This window comes from Streptacidiphilus anmyonensis (assembly GCF_000787855.1).
Taxonomy (GTDB): domain Bacteria; phylum Actinomycetota; class Actinomycetes; order Streptomycetales; family Streptomycetaceae; genus Streptacidiphilus; species Streptacidiphilus anmyonensis.
The window spans coordinates 15094-41586 of sequence record NZ_BBPQ01000074.1 but is presented as its reverse complement, the minus strand read 5'-3'; the positions used below and the strand labels follow the sequence as shown (position 1 = coordinate 41586).

The window sequence follows — 26493 nt, the reverse complement described above, 5'->3', positions numbered from 1 at the left end:
AGCCCAGCTGACGGCGCCGTTGACATAACGCATGCAGGTCGGGCAGTAGCTCATCCAGCCCTCCTGACGAGTTCGTGGGGACTCCAAGGTCGAGAGCTGCCGTGGCGTCAGCTTGGCACACTCCGTAGTCGCCTGTAAGCGTTCTGCAACATTCGGTATCCGTCCGGGCACAGGCCCGACGGGAGACGGACAGGATTCCCATGGCTCTGACCGGCGACGTCGGTATGGAGGGTCGGCTCCGACCTGTACCCGGAACGATCACCCCCGGATCCCGCGACCGGCGGGTGGCTCTCAGCGTCGGTCGGTGACGTCGCGGATGTGGGGGACGGCACGAGAGAGGGCGAGGACGCCAACGGTGATCACGGCCACGCCGGCGAGCTCCGGGATCACGAACCAGCCGGTCCGGATGGTCTCGCCGAACAAGGTGATACCCAGGAGCAGGCTGACTGTGGCGTCGCCGATGGTCAGGGCGGGTTGGGACGCGGCAAGGGAGCCGGCCTGAAGGGCGTTCTCCAGGAGGAGGACGGCGGCCACGCCGGTGACGGCGAAGCCGTACGTCTGCCATGACGTGAGGAAGGTTTTCGGGCCGTGGTCGGAGAAGGTCCCCGTCGCCGACTTGAGCAGGGCTGCCGTCAGTGCGTTGCCGATGGCTGCGGCGGCACCCAGAGTTGTAGCCCGAACGAGTGAGGATCCGGAGCGCCTCGCGATCACGACTGCGACGCCGATCAGGCCCACGCAGACGGCCAGCGCGGGGATCCAGCGGTCCATCGACGCCTGGCTGGTGTTGCCGGTGGGCGCGGCGCAGGCCAGTGCGAGAGCGAGACCGAGCACGACGGCGCCTACGCCGTACCAGCCAGCGGCCGGGAGTCGCCGGTGCAGCAGCGGTGCCGCGATCAGCAGAGCGAAGGGAAGCTCGAGGATGAACAGCGGCTGCACCAGGGCCAGCGGGCCGAAGGTCAGGGCCAGGGCCTGGAACAGGGCCGCACCCACCACTCCGGCGATGCCGGCAAGCCAGGCCGGCTGCTTCGACAAGGCCACGATGAGTCGCAGCCCTCCGCCGCGCGGGACGGTGGTTGCCGCCTTCCGCTGGAAGGCTGTGCCTGCCGCGTTGCTGGCGGCCCCGAGGACGGCGAAGACGACGGCGACGATGACCACGGCGGATCGATTCCCTCCGCTCCCTCCGCAGAATCCCACTGATCAGCGGCGCCGGGGGTCCGTTCCGGGCGGCCCCGGCGGGACTTCCAGCCTGCTCGGTCATCCCGGGGGCCCGCCACTTCGGAGAGACGGACGTCGTGGTGCGGAGCGGCGGCAGCGGGGTGCCGGCCGTCGCCGAACAGATCGAACAGATGCAGTCCGGGGCGACGGAAGGGTGCCGTCAGCGTGCGATGACGTGGCCCGATCCGGTGCCGGTGCCGGTGCCGGTGCGGATGGCCGCCGCGCGGGGGCCGTCCGGTTCGGCGGCGTCGTCCACGATCGGCCTCGGCTCCTGGGGTACCCACTGGAGGCGCAGCAAGGTGTAGGCCTTGCGGAAGAGGAACGCCGCCATCGGCAGTTCGACGAACACCGCCAGCGCGGAGGACGTCCACACGCCGGATGTGCCGAGATCGAGGGAGACGTCGAACCAGGCGTCGCACACCAGCAGCACAGCGGTCACCAGTGCGGGAATGACCACAGCCCGGCGGCGGAGCAGGCCCAGCACGGCGGTCGTCGCCATGCCGCCCAGCAGCATCACGTCGAAGCCCACCCAGGCGGCGCTCCACGCATGCACGCGGTAGTCGGAGGGCAGCGTCAGCCCCAGGACGACCGTCCACGGGACCAGGCCGAGCGCCGAGACGGCCAGAAGCTCGACGGCATGACGTCCTTCCCGCCGCGTGCACCGCCCACCCGAACGAGTCACCCGTTCCTTGCGCGGACGGGTGACTGCGCCGGAGGACGGCGGTCGCGCGATCACGCTCATCGTCGCTCCTCCGAGTCTTCCAAGGCCTTGCGGGTGGACAGTGGCTGCCAACGTGTCAGACGTCCGACCAGTACCCAGGCCAGGACCGCCGAGGCGACGCCGACGAAGGTGACGGCCATGCCGTGGCCGGCGAGGAGCAGGGCAGCTGCCGCGTCCGCCGTCACCGCGATGGCTGCGACCAGCAGGCGCCGCCGGGCCCGAAGTCCTCGACGCGCTGTCGTGGGCGCGCCGATGCGACTGAACGTGACTCCAGGTCCCAAGAGGCTCATCGCAACCAACTCCGTGCATCCGATGTCTCCGAGCAACCGGAGCCACGCCTGCGTGTATTCCCGTCTGTGGTGGCGCGCGGGCGATCCGGGCCTCCGGAATAGTTGAAGGATCAACTATGCTGAGCAAGGCACGAAGCGTGTCGGGAATCTGAAGGGATCAAAACAGTGAGCACCGCCAACATGAGGCCTCAGATCGACGTCCGCCGTGCCGGCGACCGCTCTCGGACGCAGATCAGCTGGCTGGACTCCAAGCACTCCTTCTCCTTCGGTGACCGGTTCGACCCCGCCAACACCCACCACGGGCTGCTGCTGGTCAACAACGACGACCTCGTCCGCCCGGGCAGCGGCTTCGAGACCCACCCTCACCGCGACATGGAGATCGTCACCTGGGTGATGCAGGGATCGCTGGTGCACCAGGACTCCACCGGCCACTCCGGCGTGATCTATCCGGGACTGGCGCAGCGGATGAGTGCCGGCACCGGCATCCTGCACTCCGAGAAGAACGACTCCTGGCGCCTGGACGGCGGCGACGCCCACACCGAGCCGGTGCACTTCGTCCAGATGTGGGTCGTCCCCGACGAGGCCGGCATCGTGCCGGGCTACGAACAGCTCGAGATCGACCACGAGCTGATGTCCGGGGGTCTGGTCCCCGTCGCGTCCGGCATGGACAAGCACGACGGCGCCTCCGCCATCCGCATCAAGAACCGCTACGCCGCGCTGCATGCCGCCCGCCTGCAGCCCGGCCAGAGCATCGAACTGCCCGACGCGCCCTTCCTCCACCTGTTCGTTCCCCGCGGTGACGTCGCTCTGGAGGGCGTCGGACCGCTGGGCGCCGGTGACGCGGTGCGCTTCACGGCGACGGGAGGGCGGAAGGTCACCGCGGTCGAGCCCGCGGAGATCCTGGTCTGGGAGATGCACGCCAGGATCGCCGACTGATCGCCGACCGATCGCCGACCGAGAGCGCGGTGGGGAGGAGGCCCGCAGCCCGGGGGGCCGGCGGCCTTCGACCTGCCGCGCTGTCGTGCGGTCGGGGTGGCCCGGCTGCGGGCCCGCTGAGGCAGGTCGTGTCAGCGCCGGTGCGGGGCTATCCGGCCAACTGCGGGTAGAGCACGGAGACGTCCGCCGACAAGCCGGCCTTGACCTGCCGGGAGAGGTCGTCGACGAGGACCTCGTACGCGTCGGTCACCTCGGAGTATCCGCGCTCGGCGAAGAGCTCCATGGCCGCCTGCTGCAGCCGCCCCTGTGCGTCCGGTTCCCAACGTGCCATGCGGGCCATCCTAGTCGGCGAGACTCCGACGGATGAGCCCTGGATCGGTCACGACGCTGCCGCCCTCCGGGCGTGAGCGGGTTGAGTGGGCAGGCTCTGTGACGTGGTGCCCGCCCGTACATGTCGGGTGGGAGGGACTGCGGTTGGCGCGCGGGAGGATCGGGGCCGCGAGACCGAGGATGGCGACGGCGGTGCTCACGGTCCAGGCGTCGGTGTAGGCGTGCGCGGTGCTGCGGTGGGCGCTCCCAATGCGCCCGCGCACGCCACGGCTCCGAGCAGGCCGGGTCAGCTGCGCGGGTGGGAGGCCGCCCGGCCGTGTTCGAGCAATGCGAAAGCCTCGTCGGCGGCGCGGTGCGGCTCGGTGTGCCGCAGGATGAGGTTGCGGGCCTCAAGGGCGAAATGAGCCAGAGCCGCGCAGGTGACGTCGTCCTCGGGGGCGCCGACTTCCTCGGCAATGGCTCGCGGCAGGGCTGCTTCGTGGCGAGTCCACATGCGGTGGGCGTAGTCGCGGAGCGCCGGGGTTTCCTGCACCAGGCGGGTGAAATCGGCGAACGGCATCGACCTCGGCGACCAGCAGGCCGTGCGGATACACCTGCTGAAGCTGTTCGGGGGCTGAGACGAGAGCCTGCGCTGCATCCCCTCGTGACCCGGTCGTGGACCCAGGAGGCGGGGCCCACGACCGGGAGCTCCAGACCAGGGGAGCCCGCGCCTGCCGACGGCGTCGCCACGGGAATGCGCCGCACCCCGACGCAGGCCTGGATCATGCACGTTCGCTTCGTAGAGTCCTCGCATGCGGCCTCGTCCGGCTGGAGGGCCGCTGCTCACCGCTGCTGGATAATGCGTACAAGGAGAGGAACACCGTAGAGCGGCTGATCAACAAGCTGAAGGCCTGGCGAGGCATCGCCACCAGGTACGACAAGACCCCGGAGAGCTACCTCGCCGGCCTCCATCTGCGAGCCTCGATGATCTGGATCAAAGACCCCACCGGAGCAACTCGCTGATCACGACTCGATACGCGCCCTAGCGCCGCGACAGCGACTCCGCGGCAGCCTGGTCGGGTGCGGCCAGCTTGCGGTTGTGCGGGTGGTTCCGGTTGAGGAACCAGGTGCGGGCCGAGACGAACCACCAGAGCGTGGCGAAGCCGAGCACGATCGCCACGGCGACGGGGGCGTAGTTGAAGTTCTGGGCGGTGATCGGGTTGACCTGGGGCAGCATGAACAACACGGTGATCAGCAGCACCCAGGCCACCGCGACGATGCCGATCGGGCGGCTGAAACGGCCCAGGTGCCACGGGCCGCGTTGGAATCGGTCCCCTTGACGGAGCCGCAGGAAGGTCGGGATCACGTAGGCGATGTACAGGCCAATGGTGGCGATCGAGGTCACCGCGGCGTACGCGGTGGCGTTGATCAGGTCCGGCAGGCCGAGTGACAGCGCAGCTCCCACGGCCAGCCAGACTGCCTTGGTGGGTGTGCGGGTGCTGGGGTTGATCTGGTGCCAGACCCGACTGAAGGGCAGCGCGCCGTCTCGCGAGAAGGCGTAGATCATGCGGGAGTTGGCGGTGACCGAGGCCATCCCGCAGAACAGCTGGGCGCCGATCACGATCAGCAGCAGCAGTTTGCCCCCGGTCAGCCCGAGCGAGTCGATGAAGATCTGGGCCGGCGGCACCCCGGTGGCGGTGTTGAGAGTGCCGTCCCAGTTCTGGATGGCGAAGGTGATGCCGACGATCAGCACGAATCCGGCGATCCAGGAGAGCCAGATCGAGCGGACGATTCCGCGCGGGCCCGCCACCGCGGCGTCGTTGGTCTCCTCGGTCATGTGGGCCGAGGCGTCGTAGCCGGTGAAGGTGTACTGAGCGACGAGCAGGCTCAGCAGGCCGACGTAGAGCCCGGAGTGGAAACCGGTGCCGTTGGCGAAGTGCCCGAAGACGAATCCGGCCGACTGGTGGTGGGAGGGAACGACGATCAGCGCCCCGACGATGACCAGCACGCCGCCGACGTGCCACCAGACGCTGACGCTGTTGAGGAGCGCCACCAACCGCACGCCGAAGGTGTTCAGCGCACCGTGCAGCAGCAGGATGCCCGCGAAGAGCATCATCGTGTGCTGGGCGGTCGTGCTGAAGCCCCACTGGAGATCGAGGTAGGCGTTCAGGAAGGTGGCGGCACCGAAGTCGACACCGGCGGTCACCGCGACTTGGCCCAGCACGTTGAACCATCCGGTGAACCAGGCCCATGCGGCCGCCGAACCCGGCGGTGCCATCTCCTTCGCCCAGAAGTACAGTCCCGCCGAGGTCGGGTACGAGGAGCAGACCTCGGCCATCGCCAGGCCCACGAACAGAGTCATGGCGCCGACCAGCACCCAGCCCCAGGTCAGCATGGCCGGACCACCGGTGGTGAGGCCGAAGCCGTAGAGGGTCAGGCAGCCGGAAAGAATGGAGATGATGGTGAAGGAGACGGCGAAATTCGAGAAGCCTGACATGCGCCGGGCCAGCACCTGGGTGTAACCCAGCTGCGCGAGGCGCTCCTCGTCGGACAGGTACTCGGGTTCCAGGGGCATGGTGTCTCTTCCTCTCGGGGGGAGGGGGCTGCGGACCGGCGGGAGAGTATGAGGGGGCGTCAAGGGAGGTCGGCGCGCGACCAGTTGATGAGCCTGACCGGGTCGATCAGGTCGGTCGGGCTGTTCAGGTCGATCGACGCCAGCGGCCGGGGTTGGCGCGGACCGGCTTCATCGCCTGCTCCCGGTGACTGCGGAACAGTTGCTCCGCGTCTCCGCACAGGGCCCAGGGGAGTTGGCTCATGTAGGGGCCGATCTCCTCGAAGACCTCCACCGCTTCGGCGTGCCGGCCGGCAAAGGAGAGGGCGTGCGCCAGATAGTGCGCGTCGTCGATGAAGTTGGCGTGGCGCCGTGGTGAACGGAAACTCCACCAGTGGTCCAGCACAAGGTCGACGTCGGGGCGGTCCGTCCACGAGTGGATGACCAACCGCAGGTTCTGTGGATCCTGCTGCGTACGGTGACGGTAGTGCTCGGCCTGCGCGACCAGGAGCAGCACCGCGATCGGCGTACCCCGGGGGGCCAGTTGGGCCCGCTCGTGCGCCCAGTCGAACATCATGGCAGCGGAGCCGTGATGACGTGGCATCAGGTAGGCCAGAAGTTCGTGGTGGCCTTCGCGGCCGTAGGGGTCGCGGCGGCTGGCTTCGGCCCACAACTGCTGCATCAGTTTGGTGTCCGGCGCCAGCGTACGGGTCAGCGCCATCAGTACCAGCCACGGTGAGGGGTCCGGCGGCAGTGCGTCGGCGGCCCGCAGACAGGTCTGCCAGGCCGAGTCCAGGAGTTCACGGTCCTTGGTCTCACCTGCCAGGATGGCGCGCAGTGCCTGGACGTGCGCGAGCATCACCACGGCGTCCGGGTTGCCGGGTTCGGCAGACGCCCAGGTTTCGGCCCAGCGCAGGCGTACCCCGTGGCGAGCCAGAATCTGCAGCCGGAAGACCCTCCGGTCCCAGTCGCGTCCGCTGGCCGCGATCACGTCGCGCGGTGCGTCCCAGCGGCCCATGGCGGCGTCCTCGCACGCTGTGCGCAGTGCCAGGTCGTCGCGCGCGGGATGCGTCTCAAGTGACTCGGAGTCGCGGCCGTGTCCCCTAGCCATGGCAGGAGCCTGTCAACGGAGATCGGGACAGTGTCACGAGTGCTCCTGTCGGTTCGTCGAATGGAGACCGAGCGCAGAGGCGCGGACGGACTACTCCGGGTGATTGCGCCACGCCACGCGGGGTTCCTGTGAAGGGGGCGCAGGGAAGTAGAAAATCAGATCTTCACTTGTCGGCAATAGGGCTCACCGGGGGTCCACTCGTCACAGCAGGGCTCAGAGCGCACGAATTAACGCAACCGACATGGAACGCCCCGCGCGGGGCCCTAAAGTGCCCTGCATGAGCAGTGGCATGTACGCCGCACCGGCGCCCGCACTGCGGCCGAACTCGCAGCTCATCTCACTCATCGAGCAGGCCGCCATGTCCAACAAGCAGTTCGCGCGCGCGGTGCGGGACACGGCGGCTCGACACGGCCGGGACGCCAAGTGCACGCACACCAGCGTGCAGCGGTGGCGCGACGGCCGGATGAGCCGCGCGGTGCCGCCCGAACTCATCGCCGAAACACTCGCGTTGAGGCTCGGCCGGATCGTCACCACCGCTGACATCGGCATGGCCCGGCCCGTCGGCTCGACACGCTCCCCGTGGACGCCCGAGTTCCTGGACGATCCGGTCGAACTCGTCGCCGCGGCCCGTGCCCTGTGGGTCAGCGACCTGGACCGGCACAGCTCGACCCGCTACGGGATCCCGGCAGCCGCGCTCAGCGGACCGGCCCTGCACTGGCTGGTCGCCGACACTGCGGCCGCGCCGGTCGGCCACGGCCCCGGCCATGACGTGACACCCGTCGATCTCGCCCGCTTCAGCACCACCTTCCAGGCCTTCGATCTGATCGCCCGCCGCACCGGCGGAATCGCGGCCCGGCTGCCCGCGGTCCAGTTCCTGCAAAGCAGCCTGGCGCCGCTGCTGACCGGCCGGTATCCAGGCACCGTCGGGCGCAGCGTCTTCCGCTCCGCCGCCCTCGCCCACCTGTCCGTCGGCCGCTACACCCACGACGCAGGTCTCCACGGACTGGCCCGTCGCTACCTGCTGCTGGCCCTGTCCATGGCGCACCACGGCGAGGACCGCGTGCTGGGCGCGCACGTCCTGGCTGCCCTGGCCGAACACGCGCCGCTGGCAGGCGACCATCCGGGTACCTTCGACCTGGTGCGTGCGGCCCTGCTGGGCACCGCCGGCCACGGTCGGCGGGCCAGGGCTGCCCTGCACGCGGCCGAGGCCCGATTTCACGCTGCCCGCCAGGACGCCGGGGCCACCAAGGTGAGCCTGGAGCGATCGGCCAAGGGGTTGGTCGAGGCCGGCTCCGACAACGACGCCTGGCTCGACTACTTCGGGGCAGCCGAACTTGCGGACACCACGCTGCGATGCCTCCTCGAGCTCGGCGAACTGCAGCGAGCCCGGGGTGAGTTCGAGGCGGCCAGCGTCACCCGAAGCCCGGATCGGCTGACCGACCAGGTTCTCGCCCTCTGCCTGCTTGCCACAGCCCACTTCCGTTCGGGTGAGATCAGCGAAGCCTGCCAGGCGGTCGAGGACGCCCTGGACCGTGCGCAGGGTGTGCAATCCGCTGCGGTGAACGTCCAACTCGCCCAACTGGCCCACTATCTCGACGAGCACCGGGGGACCAGGCGGGCGGCGTCCCTCGGCCAGCGCGTCCGCGTGTCCCACCGCCTGTAGGGCACACGGCGGTCGTGCCCTGTTCATCCCTGCTGCCGGTCCTGGCGCCATGGTCCGCAAGGGTCGACGCCTGGCACCCTCTCCTGCGACATCCGACTGCGCCCTCTTCCGCGGGGCCGCGGTCGAGACGCCGGTCCAGTCTTCGTACGGAGCTGGTTGCCAGGTCTCGCCGGCGCCGGCCCGCCACTCCGTTGGGTACGCCTGACGCGCATCGAGCCGTACGTGCGGATGCGCTCGGCCCTGCTCGGCTTCCTGGCGGTGGGCTCAGTCCGCGAAGGGCTTCCCCATGCCGTGGGCCAGGGACTTTGCGGCCGTGCTGGGGGAGTCCTCCGTGACCCATGCGGACTTTTTGCCGGCCACGGAGCGTGCGACACGCCCCTGAGCAGGGAAGAACCGCCAGGGTTGTGGTATGCCCGACATATTGCCATCAAGGTCGGGAACGACCATGCTTCTACTTCTACGCACGTAGATCCACGCTGAAGGCGAGGCGCCGCACATGTCGGAATCCGTCAACAGGTCGATGCAAGGGTCGATGCAGGGAGTGCCGCGCGTGGTGCGCGCGGCACTCGTGCAGGCGAAGTGGACCGGGGACACCGAGTCCATGATCGAGGTGCACGAGCGGTACGCGCGGGACGCGGCCGCGCAGGGTGCGCAGGTGATCGGGTTTCAGGAGGTGTTCAACGCCCCCTACTTCTGCCAGGTGCAGGAACCCGAGCACTACCGGTGGGCCGAGCCGGTGCCGGACGGGCCCACCGTGACGCGGATGCGCGAGCTCGCGCGCGAGCTGAACATGGTGATGGTCGTGCCCGTGTACGAGGTCGAGCAGTCGGGCTTCTACTACAACACCGCCGCCGTCATCGACGCCGACGGCAGTTACCTCGGCAAGTACCGCAAGCACCACATCCCGCAGGTCAAGGGGTTCTGGGAGAAGTACTACTTCCGCCCCGGGAACCTCGGGTGGCCGGTGTTCGACACGGCCGTCGGCCGGGTCGGGGTGTACATCTGCTACGACCGCCACTTCCCCGAGGGATGGCGTGCGCTCGGCCTCGCCGGGGCCGAGATCGTCTACAACCCGTCCGCCACCAGCCGCGGGCTGTCCGCCTACCTGTGGCAGCTGGAGCAGCCGGCCGCCGCCGTCGCCAACGAGTACTTCATCGCCGCGATCAACCGCGTCGGGGTGGAGGAGTACGGCGACGACGACTTCTACGGCACCAGCTACTTCGTGGACCCGCGCGGGCAGTTCGTCGGCGAGGTCGCCTCCGACAAGGAGGAGGAGCTCGTCGTACGCGACCTCGACTTCGGGCTGATCGAGGAGGTCCGCAACCAGTGGGCCTTCTACCGCGACCGGCGCCCCGACGCCTACGGCCCGCTGACGGGGGCCTGAACGGCGATGACGGACGACAGGGCACACGAGGCGCGCGGCGCCCACGAAGCCAAGAGCCTGCTGGACCGGCACCGGGCGGTCACCCCGTCCTGGCTGGCGTTGTACTACCGCGAGCCGCTGGAGCTCACCCACGGCGAGGGCCGGCACGTGTACGGCTCCGACGGCCGCCGCTACCTGGACTTCTTCGGCGGCATCCTCACCACCATGACCGCCCACGCGCTGCCCGAGGTGACCAGGGCCGTCGCCGACCAGGCCGCGCGGATCCTGCACACCTCGACGCTGTACCTCTCCTCGCCGATGGTCGAGCTCGCCGAGCAGATCGCCGAGCTCTCCGGGATCCCGGACGCCAAGGTCTTCTTCACCACCTCCGGGACCGAGGCCAACGACGCGGCGCTGCTGCTCGCCACCGGCTACCGGCGCTCCAACCAGGTGCTGGCGATGCGCAACAGCTACCACGGGCGGTCCTTCTCCACGATCGGCATCACCGGCAACAGCTCCTGGTCGCCGACCAGCCTCTCGCCGTTGCAGACCCTCTACGTGCACGGCTCGATCCGCACGCGCGGCCCGTTCGCGCATCTGGACGACGCCGCGTTCATCGAGGCCTGCACCGCCGACCTGGAGGACATGCTCGGGCAGGTCGGCGGCCCCGTCGCCGCGCTGATCGCCGAGCCGATCCAGGGCGTGGGCGGCTTCACCCACGGGCCGGACGGGCTGTTCGCCGCGTTCAAGCGGGTGCTGGACCGCTACGGGATCCTGTGGATCAGCGACGAGGTGCAGACCGGCTGGGGCCGCACCGGGGACCACTTCTGGGGCTGGCAGGCGCACGCGGAGGCCGGCCCGCCCGACGCGCTGACCTTCGCCAAGGGCCTCGGCAACGGCCTGTCCATCGGCGGCGTCGTGGCCCGCGCCGAGCTGATGGACTCCCTCGGCGCCAACTCCATCTCCACCTTCGGCGGCAGCCCCGTCACCACGGCCGGGGCGCTGGCGAACCTGCGGCACCTGCTGGAGCACGACCTTCAGGGCAACGCCCGGCGCACCGGCGCGGTGCTGCGCGAGCGGCTGGAGGCCGGGGCACGGCACCTGCCCGTCGTCCGCGAGGTGCGCGGGCGCGGGCTGATGCTCGGCGTCGAGCTGGTGGACCGGGCGGGCGAGCCGAGCGCGGTCGCCGCCGCGCTGGCCCTGGAACACGCCCGCGACCTGGGCCTGCTCATCGGCAAGGGAGGACCGCTCGGCAACGCGCTGCGCATCGCCCCGCCGATGTCGCTGACCGTCGACGAGGCCGAGCAGGGTGCGGAGCTGCTGGTGCAGGCGCTCGACCGGGCGCAGAAGGAGCTGTGGGCGATGGACGAGGCCCTGTGATCGAGAAGGCCCCGCGATCGAGGAGGCACTGTGATCGAGGAGGCACTGTGAGGAAGGGGACGCTGTGACGCACGGACGGACCGTCATCCGGAACGGATTGGTGATCACCGCCGCCGACGAGCTCCACGCCGACGTCCTGATCGACGGGGAGCGGGTGGTCGCCCTCGCGGCGACGGGGAGCCCCGAGGCCCAGGCCTGGCAGGCGGACCGGACGATCGACGCCGCCGACTGCTACGTGATCCCGGGCGGCGTGGACGCGCACACGCACATGGAGCTGCCCTTCGGCGGCACCTTCGCGTCCGACACCTTCGAGACCGGCACCCGGGCGGCCGCCTTCGGCGGCACGACCACGATCGTGGACTTCGCCGTGCAGAGCGTCGGCCACAGCCTGCGCGAGGGCCTGGACGCCTGGCACGCGAAGGCGCAGGGCAACTGCGCGATCGACTACGGCTTCCACATGATCATGTCGGACGTCACCGAGCAGTCGCTGAAGGAGATGGACCTCCTCGTCGAGGAGGGCGTGACCAGCTTCAAGCTGTTCATGGCCTACCCCGGCGTCTTCTACAGCGACGACGGCCGCATCCTGCGCGCGATGCAGCGCTCCGCCGGCAACGGCGGGCTGATCATGATGCACGCGGAGAACGGCATCGCCATCGACGTCCTGGTCGAGCAGGCACTCGCCGCCGGGCACACCGACCCGCGCTACCACGGCGAGGTGCGGCGCGAGCTGCTGGAGGCCGAGGCGACCCACCGCGCCATCCAGCTCGCCCGGGTGGCCGGCGCGCCGCTCTACGTCGTGCACGTCTCGGCCGAGCAGGCCGTCGCGGAGCTCGCGCAGGCCCGGGACCTGGGGCTGAACGTCTTCGGCGAGACCTGCCCGCAGTACCTGTTCCTGTCGACGGACAACCTGGCCGAGCCGGACTTCGAGGGCGCCAAGTACGTCTGCTCCACGCCGCTGCGGCCCAAGGAGCACCAGGCGGCCCTCTGGCGGGGCCTGCGCACCAACGACCTGTCGGTGGTCTCCACCGACCACTGCCCGTTCTGCTTCGTCGGGCAGAAGGACCTGGGGCGCGGGGACTTCTCGAAGATCCCCAACGGCCTGCCGGGCGTGGAGAACCGGATGGACCTGCTGCACCAGGCCCACCTGGACGGCCACATCTCGCGCCGCCGCTGGATCGAGCTGGCCTGCGCCACGCCCGCCCGGATGTTCGGCCTCTACCCGCGCAAGGGCACCATCGCGCCCGGCGCGGACGCCGACATCGTGGTCTTCGACCCGCACGACCGCTACACCATGTCTGCCGCCACCCACCACATGAACGTCGACTACTCCGCCTACGAGGGTCGCCAGGTCACCGGGCGCGCCCGGACGGTCCTGTCGCGCGGCGCGGTCGTCGTCGACCGGGGCGAGTACCTCGGCCACGCCGGCCACGGCACCTTCGTGCCGCGTGCCACCTGCCAGTACCTGAACTGAGACCCAGTACCTGAACTGAGACCCGGTACCTGACCGAGACCCGGGCAGCATCCCCGCACCGCACCTCAGACACCGCACCTCTGAAAGGCCCCGCATGGACATCGGCCTCGTGCTCCAGACCGACCCTCCGGCCCGTCTGCTCGTCGAGCGGATGAAGCGGGCGGAGGCGGCCGGGTTCACCCACGGCTGGACGTTCGACTCCTGCGTGCTGTGGCAGGAGCCGTTCGTGATCTACAGCCAGATCCTGGCCAACACCGAGCGGCTGACGGTCGGCCCCATGGTCACCAACCCCGTCACCCGCACCTGGGAGGTCACCGCCTCCCTCTTCGCCACCCTGAACGACATGTTCGGCAACCGCACCGTCTGCGGCATCGGCCGCGGGGACTCCGCGCAGCGGGTCGCGGGCCGCAAGCCCGCCACGCTGGACCGGCTCTCGCACGCCATGCACGTCATCAAGGAGCTGGCGGAGGGCCGGGAGGCCGAGGTCGACGGCACGGTCATGCACATCCCGTGGATCACGGGTGAGCCGAAGCTGCCGATCTGGATGGGCGCCTACGGCCCGAAGGCGCTGGAGCTGACCGGCCGCCAGGCCGACGGCTTCATCCTCCAGCTGGCCGACCCGTTCCTGACCGAGTGGATGGTCAAGGCGGTGCGCGACGCCGCGGTGGCGGCGGGCCGCGACCCGGCGTCCGTCACCGTCTGCGTCGCCGCTCCGGCCTACGTCACCGACGGCAGCGAGCAGCAGCTCGCCCACGCCCGGGAGCAGTGCCGGTGGTTCGGCGGCATGGTCGGCAACCACGTCGCCGACCTCGTCTCCCGCTACGGCGAGCACAGCGGGCTCGTGCCGGACGCGCTGACCGACTACATCAAGGAGCGCCAGGGCTACGACTACTCCCACCACGGCCGCGCCGGGAACCCGGACACCGCCTTCGTCCCGGACGAGATCGTCGACCGCTTCTGCCTCATCGGCCCGGTCGAGGCGCAGTTGGAGAAGTTGGAGCACCTGCGCTCGCTGGGCGTGGACCAGTTCGCGATCTACGCCATGCACGACGCCGTCGAACCGACCATCGACGCCTACGGCGAGCACGTCATCCCCGTCCTGAGCGGGTGATCCACAACAGGCCAGGGCGCAGACGCGCCGGGAATCCGGGGGCTGCCTGAGGGTCGGCGGCGGCCGCGCGTGCGGCCGCCGCTGCGACCCGTGTTCAGCCGGTCGAGGTGCCGCCGGTCTGGGCCGAGGCGTACAGCGCTGCCGCCTGGCTCGCGGTCAGGGCGTTGTCGAACACCGAGACCTCGTCGAGGTTCTCCTTGCCCGGGTCCTTGGCTGTGCTGCCGATCGAGGCCCTGTTCAGCGGCATGCTGGCGGCGATGGCGCCGACGCTCTGGCCGTTGGCGTAGACCGTGATCCGGGTGCCGTCGTCGACGAAAGACACGTACGTCCACGTGTTCAGTGGCGCCTTGTCGTTGACCGTGTAGTCCGCTACGCCGTACTTCGTGGCGCCCAACTCCCCGGTGGCGTTCCACTGCTGGACCTTCAGCGCCATCGTGGGACCGGAGAGCAGCGACACGCTTGCGTTGGCGGCGGTCGGATCGACCCACGCGCTGACCGTCCACGGGGCCGGGAGGTCCGGCGCGGAGGTGGTGACGGGCGACGCGCTGCCGTCGAAGACCGCCGCGTCGCCCACCTTGCCCGGGGCGAACCTGGTCGTCCCGGTGACGGTGCCGTTGAACCCGCCGGTCCCCGAGTCGGCGACGGTCGTGCCGGAGGCGCCGTCCATCGTCCAGTGGTCGACCAGGTGGATCGGCCGGGCCGGCCACGCCACTTCGGGGGTGCGGTAGTAGCCGTATCCGAGGACGTCCCAGCGCGGTCCCTGGGCGGCGATCCGCGAGGCGAAGTCGGTCCAGGCGCTCGACGCGGTGACCACGGACGCCGGAGACCATCCCTCCTCGGCCAGTGCGGGCAGGCGCGGCAGGAGCATGAAGTCCGCGTAGCCTTCGATCTGACCGGTCGTGTAGGAGGCGGGGACGGAGTCGGCCCAGAGCGCACCCTCCACGCCGATGGTCGGGTCGCCGGGAACCGTGCCTGCGGGGATGCCGGCGGCGGACTCCAGCGAGGCTGTGGCGGCCGACGGATCCCAGCCGTACGCCTTGGAGAGCGGCACGTACCCCGCCCAGGTCAGGCCCAGAGGCGTGTTCGCGTCGTACTTCATGTCGAAGTAGGCATGCGGCGCGGGGGCCTCGATGAGCTTCTCCCCGCGTTCCAGGCCGGTGGCGACACCGGTGTCGTCACCCGCCCAGTACTCGAGCACGGAGTCGGTCGGGATGGTGGTGTCCTGGCCCATCTCGTTCCATCCGATGGGCGTCCTGCCGGAGGCCACGACGGCACTGGCGGAGCTCGACACCCACGCTTGGTACTGCGCGGAGGTCCCGGAGAACTCGTCGCCGCCGATGTGGAAGTAGCCGCTGCTGCTCATGGGGGCGATCTCGGCCGTGACCTTGTCGAGGAAGGTCTGCACATCGGTGTCGTCGGCGGAGTTGTTCGGGTCGATCGGGATGTCGTTACGGTCCTTGCCCGTGGCCATCGAGGTCACCGCGGCGCCGGTGTGCCCAGGGCCGTCGACCTCGGGCACGATCGTCATGTACCGCGCCGCCGCGTAGGCGACGATGGCCTTGTAGTCGGCCTGGGTGTAGAAGCCGGGCCCGCCGTCGACCTTTCCGGACGCCACCGGGATGTTGCTGCCGACCGTCGTCAGGTCCGGGTAGGCGTTGACGGCGATACGCCAGCCCTGGTCATCGGTCATGTGCAGGTGGAGCACGTTCAGCTTGTACATCGCGGCCTGGTCGATGACCCGCTCGACGGCCGGGACCGGGTAGAAGTGGCGCGCGGTGTCGATCATGATGCCGCGGTAGGCGTAGCGCGGATTGTCCGAGATCGTCACCGACGGGACGCTCCAGCTCAAGCCCGACTGCACCGTCGTGGACTCGATCTGCGCCGGCAGGATCTGGCGAAGGGTCTGCACGCCGTGGAAGAGGCCGTCGGCGGTGTTCGCCGTGATGACAACGGACTTCGACGTGCTGCTGAGCGTGTAGCCCTCCGGGCCGAGCGAGGACGGCCCGGTCGCATCGAGGACGAGCGAGTCCGCCGCCGTGTCGGCGCCGGAGACGACCGGCAGGGCCAGTCCCGTCGACGGGCGCGCGAGCCCGGCGAGATAGGACGCCACCCCGGCGACGTCGGTCGCCGAAGTCGTGACGGTGATCGAGGTGCCCGCATCCAGGGTGAACGCCCCTCCGGTCCCGGGCGCCTCGGAGACCGGCTGTGGGACGACCACGGGCAGGGCCGCCGCTCCCGCCGCCGATCCGGCGGTCACCGCGGCCGACGGGAGCGTGCCGCCTAAGGCGAGTGCTGCGGCGGCTATGAGTCGTATGCCTGTCATGTGCCTTCCTCAAGGGTCGCAGGGTGCGGAGTACGTCGAACGGGAGTACGTCGAACAAGCGAAGGGCAGAGCCGGTGTCGTCGTTCTGCTGGTGCGTCGACGGGGTGTCGGGCCGAGCGAGTACGGCCGCCGCGGCGACCACTGAGAAGGGGCGCCTTGTGGGACAAGGCATTCGCCGCCGGTGGTGCGCGCGTCAGCGTACGCAGAGTGCGCGCGAGTGGCAACCATTTGCGACTGATCTTGTTTGCTATGAGCGGGGGTTGAGCATTCTTGAGCATCGGGCCGGACGAGATCGTCGACCGGTTCTGCCTCAGGCACCGCCGGGCAGCACGCCGGGCAGGACGACGGGCAGGACGACGTGATCGACGCCTACGGGCGGAGGGTGATCCCGGCCGTCAGGCGTCCTTGAATCCGATGACCCGCTTGACCGCCGCCCGCAGGCGGCGGTCGGCGGCCGTGAGCGGCAGCCGCTCGCGGTAGTACGCGGGGGAGGCGACCGGTCGCGCGCCGAGGTTCTCCTTGAAGCGGGCGAGCGAGGAGCCGGGCCGGGCGTCGCCCATGTCGTAGACGAGGCAGCCGGCCGTGCACGCGTCCTCGAGAGCGAGGCGGTGCAGCAGTTGGTTGGCGTGGACCGGCCCGGCCAGGTCGCGGTCCATGGCCCCGCGCCAGTACTTGGCGTGGGTACCGTGGCGCAGCACCACGATGGCAGCGGCCGGCTGCCCCGCGACGCTCGCCAGCCAGACCGCGCAGCCGTCGCCGAAGCGCTCCGCCACGGCCTCCAGCAGGCGCGGCGGCTCGTCGCGCCGCTGGCGCCAGCGCGCCAGCGCGAGCGGCTCGTGCTGCTGCTCGGCCCAGCGCGCCACCGACTCCCGGTGGAGCCGCTGGAACTGCGGTACGAGACCCCCGGTGCGGTCCACCGTCACCTCCACGGCCGCGCGCTCGGCGCGCCGCACGCCCTGGCGCGCGGACGGGTGGAAGCCGTGGGACCAGACGGCGTCGAAGCCCGCGGACAGGTCCGTCAGGTACGTGGTGCGCTCGACGGTCGCGAACCCGTCCGGCGCGGTCGCCTCCCAGACGGACTCGGCCGGGGGTGTGCGCGGGTTGAACCGGACCGCGACGCGCAGCGCGGGCCGCGCCGCGAGGTCGGCGAGGACGAGACGCGCCTGCTGCGGGTCGGGCGCGCCGTCCGGGACGACGGCTCCGCCGACGCCCCAGCCGGGCCAGGACTCCTCCCGCACCAGGCGGCCCAGCCCGCCTCGGCGGCGCACCATCGGCACCAGCAGCCGCCGCCCGCTGGAGAAGCGGTAGAGCCGGCTCGCGTCCTCCAGCGGATAGGCGTCGCAGAGGCAGTCGAGCCACGTCGGGGTCTGGGTGGCCAGGGCGAGGTCGTCCCGGCCGAGGAACTCCCACCACAGGTCGCGGGGCGCGGGACTGGTCACCTCGACGCCGCAGGGCCGCATCGTTCCGCTCCCGTCGGACGTCGGGCGGGAGCCGGGCGGCTCCCCTACGATCATGCCTGATAAGCCCGGAATATCCGTTTATGGCATAGGGTCAATCCACCCGAACGTCTTCCGCCGGAGGCCGCGTGCCCACCACACCACAGGTTGTCAGCCCAGCGCCGCGGTCCGCCTGGGACGCCCTGCTGGCGAGCGATCCGGGCGCGTCGGTCTTCCAGACCCCGGCCTGGTTCGACGCGGTGGTCCGGCTGACGGGCGCCCGGGACGCCAGCCGGCTCTACGTGACCCGGGAAGGGCGGAACCTGCTGCTGCCCCTGGTCCGCCGCAGCCTCGTGCCGGGGCTTGCCTTCGAGGCCGCGTACCCGCACCGCATGGGTCCCGGAGGGCTGTTGGCGACCGGCGGACTCAGACCGTCCGATGTGGCGCTCGTCCTCTCCGACCTGCTCGGTGAGCGATCGGCCGGAATCCGGGTCTCGGCCATGCACGACGTGACCGACTGCTGGGAGCAGGGCCTGGTGCGCGGCGTCGAGGCGATCCGCTCCCGCGTGCACGTGCTGGACCTGGACGGCGGCTTCTCCGAGGTCTGGAGTCACCGGTTCCACGCCTCCACCAGGAAGAACGTGCACAAGGCCGAGCGTGCGGGCCTCACCGTCGAACACGACGCGTCCGAGCGGTCGGTCGCCGCGTTCTACGACCTGTACCTGCAGTGGTCGGCCGAGCGGGCGGAGAAGTCGGGCCTTCCCTGGTCCCTCGCGGCGGCTCTGGCCCGTCGTCGGGAACCCCTGCCGATGTTCCAGGCACTGGCGGGTTCCTTGGACGGCGCCTGCCGCATCTGGCTGGCGCGCTACGAGGGCGAGCCGGTGGCGGGGCTGGTCACGTTCGTCTACCGGAACCACGCCGTCTCGTTCCGCAGCTATGCCGTGAAGCGGTTCGCCTCCCTGCGGGCGAGCCTGCTGCTCCAGCGGGTGGCCATCGAGGACGCCTGCGAGCAGGGCTGCCGTTCCTACAGCATGGGTATGTCGGGGGGCGTCGCCGGGCTCGAATCGTACAAGGAGGCCATGGGGGCCGTGCCTCGGACCGTGCTCGACTGCCGTGTCGAGCGCCTGCCGCTGACCCGCATCGAGGAGCTCAGGCGCAGGCTGGAGGCGGGCGCGGCGCGCGTCGTGACCGGTCTGCGCGGTGCCCGCAGTTCGTAGTTCGCCACCAAAGGTTGGACATAAGGGCATAAACTGGGCACTCTGCTGATCCGGGCCGAGGGAGAGGCCGAGGAGGGAGCCCGCCGGTGGTGAGCACCGGAGCCAACACGTCGGCCGCAGCCCGATCGCTGCGGTCGCGCAGCAGGGCGCTCCTGAGCGCGGCCGGCCGGTACGACCCGCTGCTGCGCAACGGGCACCTGCTCACCCTCAGTTCCGCGCTGACATCGCTGTTCGGCGCGCTCTACTGGGCTCTCGGCGCGCACTGGTACACCCCCGACGAGGTCGGCCGGAACACGGCCGCCGTCTCCGCGATGATGTTCCTCGGCGGGGTCGGCCAGCTGAACCTGGCCAACGCGATGGTGCGCTTCGTGCCCTCGGCCGGTCCGCGCACCGGGCGGCTGGTCGGCCGGGCCTATCTGGTGGCCGGCACGGTCACGCTGCTGCTCACCGCCGGGTTCGTGCTGCTGATCCCGCATCTCTCGCCGGGGCTGGACTTCCTGCACACCTGGAGCCTGGGCGCCTTCTTCGTCCTCGCGACGGGCGGCTACGCCATCTTCAACCTCCAGGACGGCGTGCTCACCGGCCTGCGCCGGGCCGACTGGGTGGCGCTGGAGAACGGGCTGTTCTCGGTCGAGAAGATCGGGCTGCTGGCCGTCTTCGCCGCCATCGGCGCGACGAGCGGCATCCTCGTCTCCTGGATGGTCGGACTCGCGCTCTCGCTCGCGCTCACCAACGTCTTCGTCTTCGCCCGCGCGCTGCCGCGGCACGAACGCGCCGCCCCCCAGGCGGCCGCGGACAGCTCCCGCCTCACGCTCGGCTACGTGTCGGCCGACTACCTGGGCGCGATGTGCTGGCTCGCCGCCGTCAACCTGCCGCCCGTCATCGTGCTCAACCGGCTCGGAGCCGCGGACAGCGCGTACTTCTCGCTCGCCTGGCTGGTGCCCCTGGCCCTCTACGCCTTCAGCGTCAACATGGGCTACTCGCTGGTCGTGGAGTCCGCACGGGACGTCACGCGGCTGGCCGACTACCGCCGCGTGCTGCGCCACGCGGGGCGGGTGCTGACGCTCGCGGTCGTGGTCGTCCTGGCCGTCTCGCCCTGGGCGCTGCGGCTGTTCGGCCCCGAGTACGCCAGCCACGGCCTGGTCGTGCTCTGGCTGCTCACTCTCTCCGCGCTGCCGAACCTGCTCAATACGACCGTCGTCGCGCTGTCGCGGGCCAGGCGCCGGATGCGCGTCGTGGTGGGCGTGCTCGCGGCGCTGGCTGTGCTCGTCCTCGGCCTGACGGAGCTGCTGCTCCCGGTCCTCGGCATCAACGGGGCCGGCGCGGCGTGGCTGATCGGGCAAAGCATCGTCGCGGCGGTGCTGCTGTGGCGGCGCGACTGGTGGCTGCCGGCCCCGACACCCCCGCCGCCGACGTGAACCGGTTCGAGTCGCCCGGCGTTCTCACGGGGAGCACCCTTGAACGAAGAGTGCCCACGGAGGAGGACGCCCCCGCTCCGAACGGCTTTCCGGGAGCCCGATGATGAGCCCGACCAGAAGCGAGGCCAGCCCGACGGGCGAGGCCGCGCCCGGGGTCGCCCTCGGGGACGCGGGTGCGGGCGCGGCGGTCGCCGACCCCTTCGCGACGCTGGACGAGGCCCTGGCGGGCCTGTGCTCCGCCCTCGCCTCGGACGAGTGGCTGGACGCGTTCCTGTGGGCGGCGGGGGCCTCGCAGATCGTCGAGGACCGGATCGACGCCGTCGCCTGGCCGCCGCGACGCCTGCTCGTCCACCTGGCCCGCCACGGCGGCGACGGCCCCGCGATGCCTCCGGCGCTGCGCGCCGCACGCGGCCCCGCGCTCCGGCTCGCCTCCCGTGCGCTCGACGCGGCCGGTGCGGGATACCGCGCGGCCCCGCCGACCCGCGCGCTGCGCGCCTGGGCGAGCGAGGCCACGCGCCTGACGCTGGCGCTCGCCGGCCTGGTCATGGGCGCCGACCTCGGAGCCGTGGCCGCCGGACGGGTCCTGGCCGGTCCCGGTTTCGCCACCCGGCTCGTGGGACGGGACCTGCTCCGCCCGCCCGCCTGCTTCCGCAGCTTCGACCAGCACCCGGCCGACGCGGCCGAGCTGGCCCGCCGCTACGCCGCGCGGTACCCGGCCCGCGAACCGCCGCTGCTGGTGCTCGGCGTCCGGACCTCCGGCAGCTACCTCGCGCCGCTCCTGGCCGCCGCCCTGCGCGGCCTGGGCTACCGCCGCGTGGCCGTGGCGACCACCCGGCCCGGCGTCCCGCCGCCCCCGGGCGCGGCGTCCGCCGCACGCGTGCTGCTGACCGACGACCCGCCCGTCACCGGCGGCGCGCTCGCCGAGGTGGCGGCGGCGCTGGAGCGCCGGGGGGTCCCGGCGGCCGCGATCGTCCCCGTCTTCGCCTGCTTCGAGGACCCGCCCGTCGTCCCGGAACGGCTGGCCCGCCACGACTGCGTGACCCTGCTCGGGACCGCCTGGCACGTGCCCTCCCTGCTCGCGCCGCGCGCGCTCGCGGAGCTGCTGCCGCGCCTGCTCGACGGCGTCCGGGTGCTCGACGTGCGGGCCGCCGAGCCCGGGCCGGTCGCCCGCACCGGACACCTGGGCGTGCCGGTCACCGCGGTCGTCGAACACCCCGAGGACGGCACCCGCGAGGAACTCGCCCTGTACGCCGAGTGGACCGGCGTCGGCCGCTTCGGACGGCTCGCGCCGCAATCGGCGGCGGCGCTCGACGGGCTCGTCCCGCGCGTGCGCGGGTTCGCCGACGGCGTGCTGCTCCGCGACCGGGGCCGCCCGCCCGACGGGCCGCCGCGTTGTGACCCGCAGCCCGTCCCGCCGCGCGAGGTCGCCGTCTACCTCGCCGAGCGCGAGCGCCGGCTGCCGCTGCACGAGGACCGCAGCGGCCGGTTGGGCGGGCGGGACCCCGTCTGGGAGTCCGCCGCCCGGACCCTCGCCCCCGTGCTCGGCCGGGCCGCCGTGCTGCTGCGGCCCGCGCTCGTCCAGCCGCTGACGCGACACCTGCTCGCGTCGGCCTCCCGTCCCTGCCTCGTCGACGGGCGCACCGCGCCCGAGCACTGGGCCGGGGACGGCGACCGGGGCCACCGCAAGCTGGACTGGGCCGAGGGCGGCTTCGCCAGCCTCGACCTGGCCTGCTACGACGCCGTCTACGACCTGGCCGGGGCCGTCGCCCACGGCCCTGCCGACGACGAGGCCGAGCAGGAACTGCTGCGCCACTGGACCGAGCTGACCGGACGTGGTGTCGACCCGGCGCGCTGGTTCCTGTTCCAGCTGGTCCAGGCCCGCAACGCGGTGCGGCTCGCGGGCGGCGCGGGCGCCCGCTCGGGCACGGGCGACGGCGCAGGTGACGGACCGGATCTGCGCGCCCGCGCGCGAAGAGCGCAGGCCAGGGCCGCGCAGCGGTTCCTCGCCGGTGCGTTGCTGGCCGACCTCGACGAGCGGGAGCCCGCTGCCGAGCCGCGCGGCTGGTGCGTGCTCGACGTCGACGGCGTGCTGGAGACCGACGTGCTCGGCTTCCCCGCCGCCTCGCCGCTCGGGGTCACCGCGCTGCGCGCCCTGCGCGCCCACGGCTACCGGCCGTTGCTGGCCACCGGCCGCTCCCTCGCGGAGGTGCGCGACCGCTGCGCCGCCTACGGGCTGGCGGGCGGCGTGGGGGAGTACGGCGCTGCCTGCGTCGACGCGGGCAGCGGCCGCGTCCGCGTGGTCCTCGACGACGCGCGGCGCGGCGAGGGCGACGGCGGACTGGCCCTCCTGCTCGCCTCCCTGCCCGGCCACGAGACCGACCCGCTGTCGCACTGGTGCGTGCGCGCCTCCCTCCGACACGCGGACGGGCGGCGCACCGGCCTGCCCGAGCGGGAGACGGCCGACCTGCTGCGTGACGGCCGGTTCGGTCGGCTCTTCGACGCCGTGCCGGGCGACGCGCAGACCGACTTCGTCCCGCACGGAGCGGACAAGGCGGAGGGCGTGCGAGCCCTGCTCGCGTTGATGGGCGAACCGGTGGAGCCGCCCGTGCTCGCCGTCGGCGACGGTCCGGCCGACCTGCCGCTGCTGCGCTGGTCCCGCAATGGCGTGGTGCCCTCGCACGCACGTGAGTTGGCGGAGGGCCACATCCACGTCGCCCCCGGCGCCTACCAGGCCGGCCTGGCCGACGCGGTCGCCGCGCTCCTCGGCCACCGCCCGGGGCACTGCCCGATCTGCCGCCCGCCCGCGCTGACGCACGAGACGCGAGCGGTGCTCGCTGTCCTCGCGCTCCCGGAGGCGGGCCGCCGCGGCGCCGTGATCCGACTCGCCCGCCTGGCCCTGGCGAACGCGGACCTGACGGCCGCGCACAGCATGGCGGTGCACGGGGTGGCGGTGCATGGCATGTCGGGGCATGGCATCTCGGTGCATGGCAGGGCCGGGCACGGCGTTCGCACGCATGGCATGGCGGTGCATGGCGGGGCGGTGCACGGCGTGGCGGCAGGCGGACGGGCGGGGGTGCGGCCCGATGAGCGCTGAGGGACAGGCGGTGACGCTCGGGGAACAGCTGCGCGGGTGGCTGCCCGTGCGACGGTCGGCGGTGCTGCGGGGGCCGCTCGAACAGCGGCTCGCCCGCCGGCTGGCACGGGAGTACCGGCCCGACGATCCTCCGCTCGCACACCCCTGCGGAGAGGGTCTCGCCGACGTGCTCGTCGTGCGGCTCGACCTGCCGGGCCAAGGCGGCGTCGTGCTGAAGCACGCTTACAGCGCGTCGGCCGCCGCCGCGCTCGCGCGGGAATGGGACGTGCTGACGCGCCTCCAGGACGAGGAGCGCCTCGGCGCGTGGCGGCGGCTGGTACCGACGCCGCTCGACCGGCGACTGGACGCCCCGCGACCGCTGATCACCCAGAGCCTGCTGCCCGGCCGCGACGCCGGCACGGTGCTGGTCTCGGCACCGGCCGGAGCCCGCCGCGACACCGACGGCCGCGTCGCCGCCGACCACGTCGCGCACTTGGCCTTGGACGCCCTCGCCGCGCTGGGACGCGCCACCGCGCGGTCCGAGCCCTGCACCGACCGTCGCGTCAAGGCGTGGGTGACCGAGCCGCTCGCCGCCGTGCGCGACCGGATCCCCTGGTGCCGCACGGGAGCGGGCGCGGCCGGGCTGGCCGCCGTGGGCGAGCGGATCGGCCGCGGCCTGGACGGGCGCGTGCTCGCCGTCGGCTGGACCCACGGCGACTACCACCCCGGGAACGTGCTGCTGGACGAGCGGGCGAGCCGGGTCACCGGCGTCATCGACTGGGGGGAGGGCCGCGAGGACGGACCGGTGGCCGTCGACGCCTGTACCTTCGTGCTGATGCTGCGCTGCCTGCGGACCGGGGCCGACCTCGGCCCGGTCGTCGCGGACGTCCTGCGCACGGGCGCACTCGCCCCCGGCGACGCGGCCCTGCTCGCCTCGGCGTCCGGCGCGGCACGCGAGGGCGACGCCGCCGACCCGACCGTGGTGTTGCTGGCCTGGCTCTGGCACGTCGCCGCGAACGTCTCCAAGTCGCCGCGCTACGGGCGCAGCCGGATCTGGTACCGCCGCGCGGTCGCACCGGTGCTCGCGGAGGCGGTGCGATGGCCGGGGCTGTGAGCGTGAGCGCGGTGGGCGTGGGGCTGCGGCGGTACGCGCCCTGCGCACCGCTGCCCACGGCGATGGCGCTGTGGCTGGTGTCGCTGCGTCAGGTCGACCTGTCCGGCATGGGCGCCCTCGGGCTGCTCCAGGTCCTGACACCGCTCTACTGGGTCGCCGTCGTCCTGCTGACGATCGGCTTCGTGCTCACCCTCCGGGAACCGCGCCTCGGCCAGGGCTGGCTCGCCGGCTACGTGCTCGGGCTCATCGCTGTCATCCACGCGACGCCGACGCTGCTCTACCCGACTCTGCGCTATGCGTGGGCCTGGAAGCACGTCGCGATCGTCGACGCCATGCTGCGGCACGACGGGGTGGTCCCGCACGCCGGGGACCTGGACATCTACAACCAGTGGCCCGGATTCTTCCTGGCGAACGTCGGCGTGCTCAAGGTCCTCGGCCTGTCCTCACCGGTGGGCTACGCGTCCTGGGCGCCGCCGTTCGTCAACGCGCTGCTGCTGGTGCCGCTGCTGTGGATGTTCCGTTCTGTCACCACCGACCGGCGGGTCGTCTGGGCGGGCGTGTGGATCTTCTACTCCACCTCCTGGGTCGGCCAGGACTACTTCTCTCCGCAGGCGTTCGCCTTCATCCTCTACGCCTGGCTGATGGCCCTGGTGCTGCGACGGCTTCCGGCCAGGGCGAGAGCACCCGGGGAGCCGCCCCCCGGATACCCGCCGGACCGTCCCGAGCGCGGCGTGCGCTGGGGCTGGTCGCTGGTGGTCGTGCTGCTGCTCGACGCGGCCATCGTCTGCTCGCACCAGCTCACCCCGCTCATGGTGATCAGCAGTCTGGCGCTGCTCGCTGTGCCGCGCCGCAACAGGCGGGTGGTGCTGCCGCCGCTCATCGGCTCGGTCGTCCTGACGGCCGTCTGGGGCGCCACCGTGGCCCGGCCCTACCTCTCGAAGAACCTCGGCTCCTTCGTGTCGTCGCTGGCCAGCCCGGACGGCAACGTGGCCTCGGGCTTCCGCAGCCTCGGCACGGCCGCGCCCGAGCAGATGCTCGTCGGCTGGATCGACCGGGGCCTGTCCGCCGCGGTGTTCCTGCTCGCCCTCGCCGCTCTGGTGCTGCGGCCCTGGACCCGCCGCACGCCGGTGGTCTGGCTGTTCTTCTCGCCCCTGCCGCTTCTGGCCGCGAACGCCTACGGCGGCGAGATGCTGTTCCGGGCCTACCTGTTCTCGCTTCCCTTCGCGGCGTTCCTGATCGCGGCGCTGCTGCGGCCCCGGCGGCCGGAGTCCGACGAGGCGGCTCCGGCGCGGTGGTCGAGGCTGCGGAAGGTCGCCGTGCCGGCGCTGCTGCTCGCCCTGCTGGCCGGACTCTTCTTCGGCTACGACAGCAAGGAGGCCATGAACTACTACACCTCCGGCGAGGTCGCCGCCGCGCAGTGGACGATCGACAACGCGCCACCGGGCTCGGTCATCGTGGGCGTCACCGGGGCGGTGCCGGGCATCGACGAACGCTACGAGGACCATCCCGAGGTGCGCCTCGTCGCCGAGCCCGGCAGCACCGAGGAGTTGCTGGTCGCCGACCCGATCGCCGGACTGCGCGACAGCGTCGGCTTCCTGAAGCCCGGGACGCCCGGCTACCTGATCCTCAGCCGCGCACAGACGTGGGAGCTGCGGCTGACCGGCGAACTGCCGGGCGACACCGTCGCCCGACTGGCGGATGCCGCCTCCGCCACCCCCGGATTCACACTGGTGTACCAGAACGCCGACGCGTCCGTGTACCACTTCGTGGTCGGCTGAGGAGGTGGCCCGG

At 71.8% G+C, this 26493-nt stretch carries 20 protein-coding genes and 1 pseudogene; 12 read left to right on the top strand and 9 right to left on the bottom strand.

The window, feature by feature from the left end; genetic code table 11:
- Positions 1–291: 291 nt before the first annotated feature.
- The 3 genes from TR50_RS36030 to TR50_RS46180 form a co-directional block, all read right to left on the bottom strand.
- Positions 292–1155 carry a DMT family transporter gene (locus TR50_RS36030; protein WP_042432261.1) on the bottom strand — a complete coding sequence of 288 codons (864 nt, stop codon included), beginning with the start codon at positions 1153–1155 and terminating at the stop codon, positions 292–294.
- 220 nt (positions 1156–1375) lie between these two features.
- A complete protein-coding gene (locus TR50_RS36025; RefSeq protein ID WP_063775213.1) occupies positions 1376–1957 on the bottom strand; it encodes a hypothetical protein in 582 nt (193 codons plus the stop codon).
- Entirely contained in the window at positions 1954–2226 is a 273-nt protein-coding gene (locus tag TR50_RS46180) for a hypothetical protein (RefSeq protein WP_152648830.1), read from the bottom strand. Before TR50_RS46180 ends, TR50_RS36025 begins: the two co-directional genes overlap by 4 nt.
- Positions 2227–2406: 180 nt before the next feature.
- Here TR50_RS46180 and TR50_RS36020 point away from each other — a divergent pair, with 180 nt between their 5' ends.
- Complete coding sequence (locus TR50_RS36020) at positions 2407–3162, top strand: pirin family protein (RefSeq protein ID WP_152648832.1); 756 nt, start codon at positions 2407–2409, stop codon at positions 3160–3162.
- Positions 3163–3310: 148 nt separating this feature from the next.
- On the opposite strand, the gene TR50_RS50465 is transcribed toward TR50_RS36020, so the two are convergent.
- Together TR50_RS50465 and TR50_RS36010 are read right to left on the bottom strand one after the other, a co-directional pair.
- Positions 3311–3493, bottom strand: coding sequence for a hypothetical protein (locus TR50_RS50465; protein WP_042432255.1), 183 nt, complete (start codon positions 3491–3493; stop codon positions 3311–3313).
- Between the two features lie 285 nt (positions 3494–3778).
- A complete protein-coding gene (locus tag TR50_RS36010) occupies positions 3779–4051 on the bottom strand; it encodes a hypothetical protein (protein ID WP_369405809.1) in 273 nt (90 codons plus the stop codon).
- 89 nt (positions 4052–4140) lie between these two features.
- On the opposite strand from TR50_RS36010, the pseudogene TR50_RS50460 reads away from it, so the two are divergent.
- A pseudogene (locus TR50_RS50460) lies at positions 4141–4494 on the top strand (hypothetical protein); the annotation flags it as partial.
- Positions 4495–4513: 19 nt separating this feature from the next.
- On the opposite strand, the gene TR50_RS36005 reads toward TR50_RS50460, so the two are convergent.
- Together TR50_RS36005 and TR50_RS36000 are read right to left on the bottom strand one after the other, a co-directional pair.
- Positions 4514–6046, bottom strand: coding sequence for an amino acid permease (locus tag TR50_RS36005; protein ID WP_042432252.1), 1533 nt, complete (start codon positions 6044–6046; stop codon positions 4514–4516).
- A 124-nt stretch (positions 6047–6170) separates the two neighbouring features.
- Positions 6171–7133 carry a hypothetical protein gene (locus tag TR50_RS36000; protein ID WP_236654735.1) on the bottom strand — a complete coding sequence of 321 codons (963 nt, stop codon included), beginning with the start codon at positions 7131–7133 and terminating at the stop codon, positions 6171–6173.
- 277 nt (positions 7134–7410) lie between these two features.
- Between TR50_RS36000 and TR50_RS35995 the strand changes: the two genes are divergently transcribed.
- From TR50_RS35995 to TR50_RS35975, 5 genes are all read left to right on the top strand, one after another.
- Complete coding sequence (locus TR50_RS35995) at positions 7411–8796, top strand: NsdA family TPR-like regulatory protein (RefSeq protein WP_152648829.1); 1386 nt, start codon at positions 7411–7413, stop codon at positions 8794–8796.
- Between the two features lie 541 nt (positions 8797–9337).
- The gene (locus TR50_RS35990; RefSeq protein WP_152648831.1) at positions 9338–10180 is read left to right on the top strand and encodes a nitrilase-related carbon-nitrogen hydrolase; all 843 of its coding nucleotides are present in this window, start codon (positions 9338–9340) and stop codon (positions 10178–10180) included.
- A 6-nt stretch (positions 10181–10186) separates the two neighbouring features.
- On the top strand, positions 10187–11539 hold the full coding sequence (locus TR50_RS35985; protein ID WP_042432239.1) for an aspartate aminotransferase family protein: 1353 nt from the start codon (positions 10187–10189) through the stop codon (positions 11537–11539).
- A gap of 64 nt (positions 11540–11603) precedes the next feature.
- A complete protein-coding gene (gene hydA, locus TR50_RS35980; RefSeq protein WP_042432236.1) occupies positions 11604–13010 on the top strand; it encodes a dihydropyrimidinase in 1407 nt (468 codons plus the stop codon).
- 94 nt (positions 13011–13104) lie between these two features.
- A complete protein-coding gene (locus TR50_RS35975; RefSeq protein WP_042432232.1) occupies positions 13105–14121 on the top strand; it encodes a TIGR03842 family LLM class F420-dependent oxidoreductase in 1017 nt (338 codons plus the stop codon).
- Between the two features lie 94 nt (positions 14122–14215).
- On the opposite strand, the gene TR50_RS35970 is transcribed toward TR50_RS35975, so the two are convergent.
- Together TR50_RS35970 and TR50_RS35965 are read right to left on the bottom strand one after the other, a co-directional pair.
- Positions 14216–16444: a family 20 glycosylhydrolase gene (locus TR50_RS35970; RefSeq protein WP_084701579.1), complete on the bottom strand. Its 2229-nt coding sequence runs from the start codon at positions 16442–16444 to the stop codon at positions 14216–14218.
- Between the two features lie 395 nt (positions 16445–16839).
- The gene (locus TR50_RS35965; protein WP_160311246.1) at positions 16840–17883 is read right to left on the bottom strand and encodes a GNAT family N-acetyltransferase; all 1044 of its coding nucleotides are present in this window, start codon (positions 17881–17883) and stop codon (positions 16840–16842) included.
- A 146-nt stretch (positions 17884–18029) separates the two neighbouring features.
- Between TR50_RS35965 and TR50_RS35960 the strand changes: the two genes are divergently transcribed.
- The 5 genes from TR50_RS35960 (at position 18030) to TR50_RS35940 (ending at position 26480) form a co-directional block, all read left to right on the top strand.
- Positions 18030–19097 carry a GNAT family N-acetyltransferase gene (locus tag TR50_RS35960; RefSeq protein WP_042432225.1) on the top strand — a complete coding sequence of 356 codons (1068 nt, stop codon included), beginning with the start codon at positions 18030–18032 and terminating at the stop codon, positions 19095–19097.
- Positions 19098–19183: 86 nt separating this feature from the next.
- On the top strand, positions 19184–20515 hold the full coding sequence (locus tag TR50_RS35955; protein ID WP_042432222.1) for a lipopolysaccharide biosynthesis protein: 1332 nt from the start codon (positions 19184–19186) through the stop codon (positions 20513–20515).
- Positions 20516–20618: 103 nt separating this feature from the next.
- The gene (locus TR50_RS47310) at positions 20619–23609 is read left to right on the top strand and encodes an HAD family hydrolase (RefSeq protein ID WP_042432219.1); all 2991 of its coding nucleotides are present in this window, start codon (positions 20619–20621) and stop codon (positions 23607–23609) included.
- Positions 23599–24702 (top strand): phosphotransferase, encoded by a 1104-nt coding sequence (locus TR50_RS35945; protein ID WP_160311245.1) that lies wholly within the window; start codon positions 23599–23601, stop codon positions 24700–24702. Before TR50_RS47310 ends, TR50_RS35945 begins: the two co-directional genes overlap by 11 nt.
- Complete coding sequence (locus tag TR50_RS35940; RefSeq protein ID WP_052441736.1) at positions 24687–26480, top strand: hypothetical protein; 1794 nt, start codon at positions 24687–24689, stop codon at positions 26478–26480. Before TR50_RS35945 ends, TR50_RS35940 begins: the two co-directional genes overlap by 16 nt.
- Positions 26481–26493: the final 13 nt, after the last annotated feature.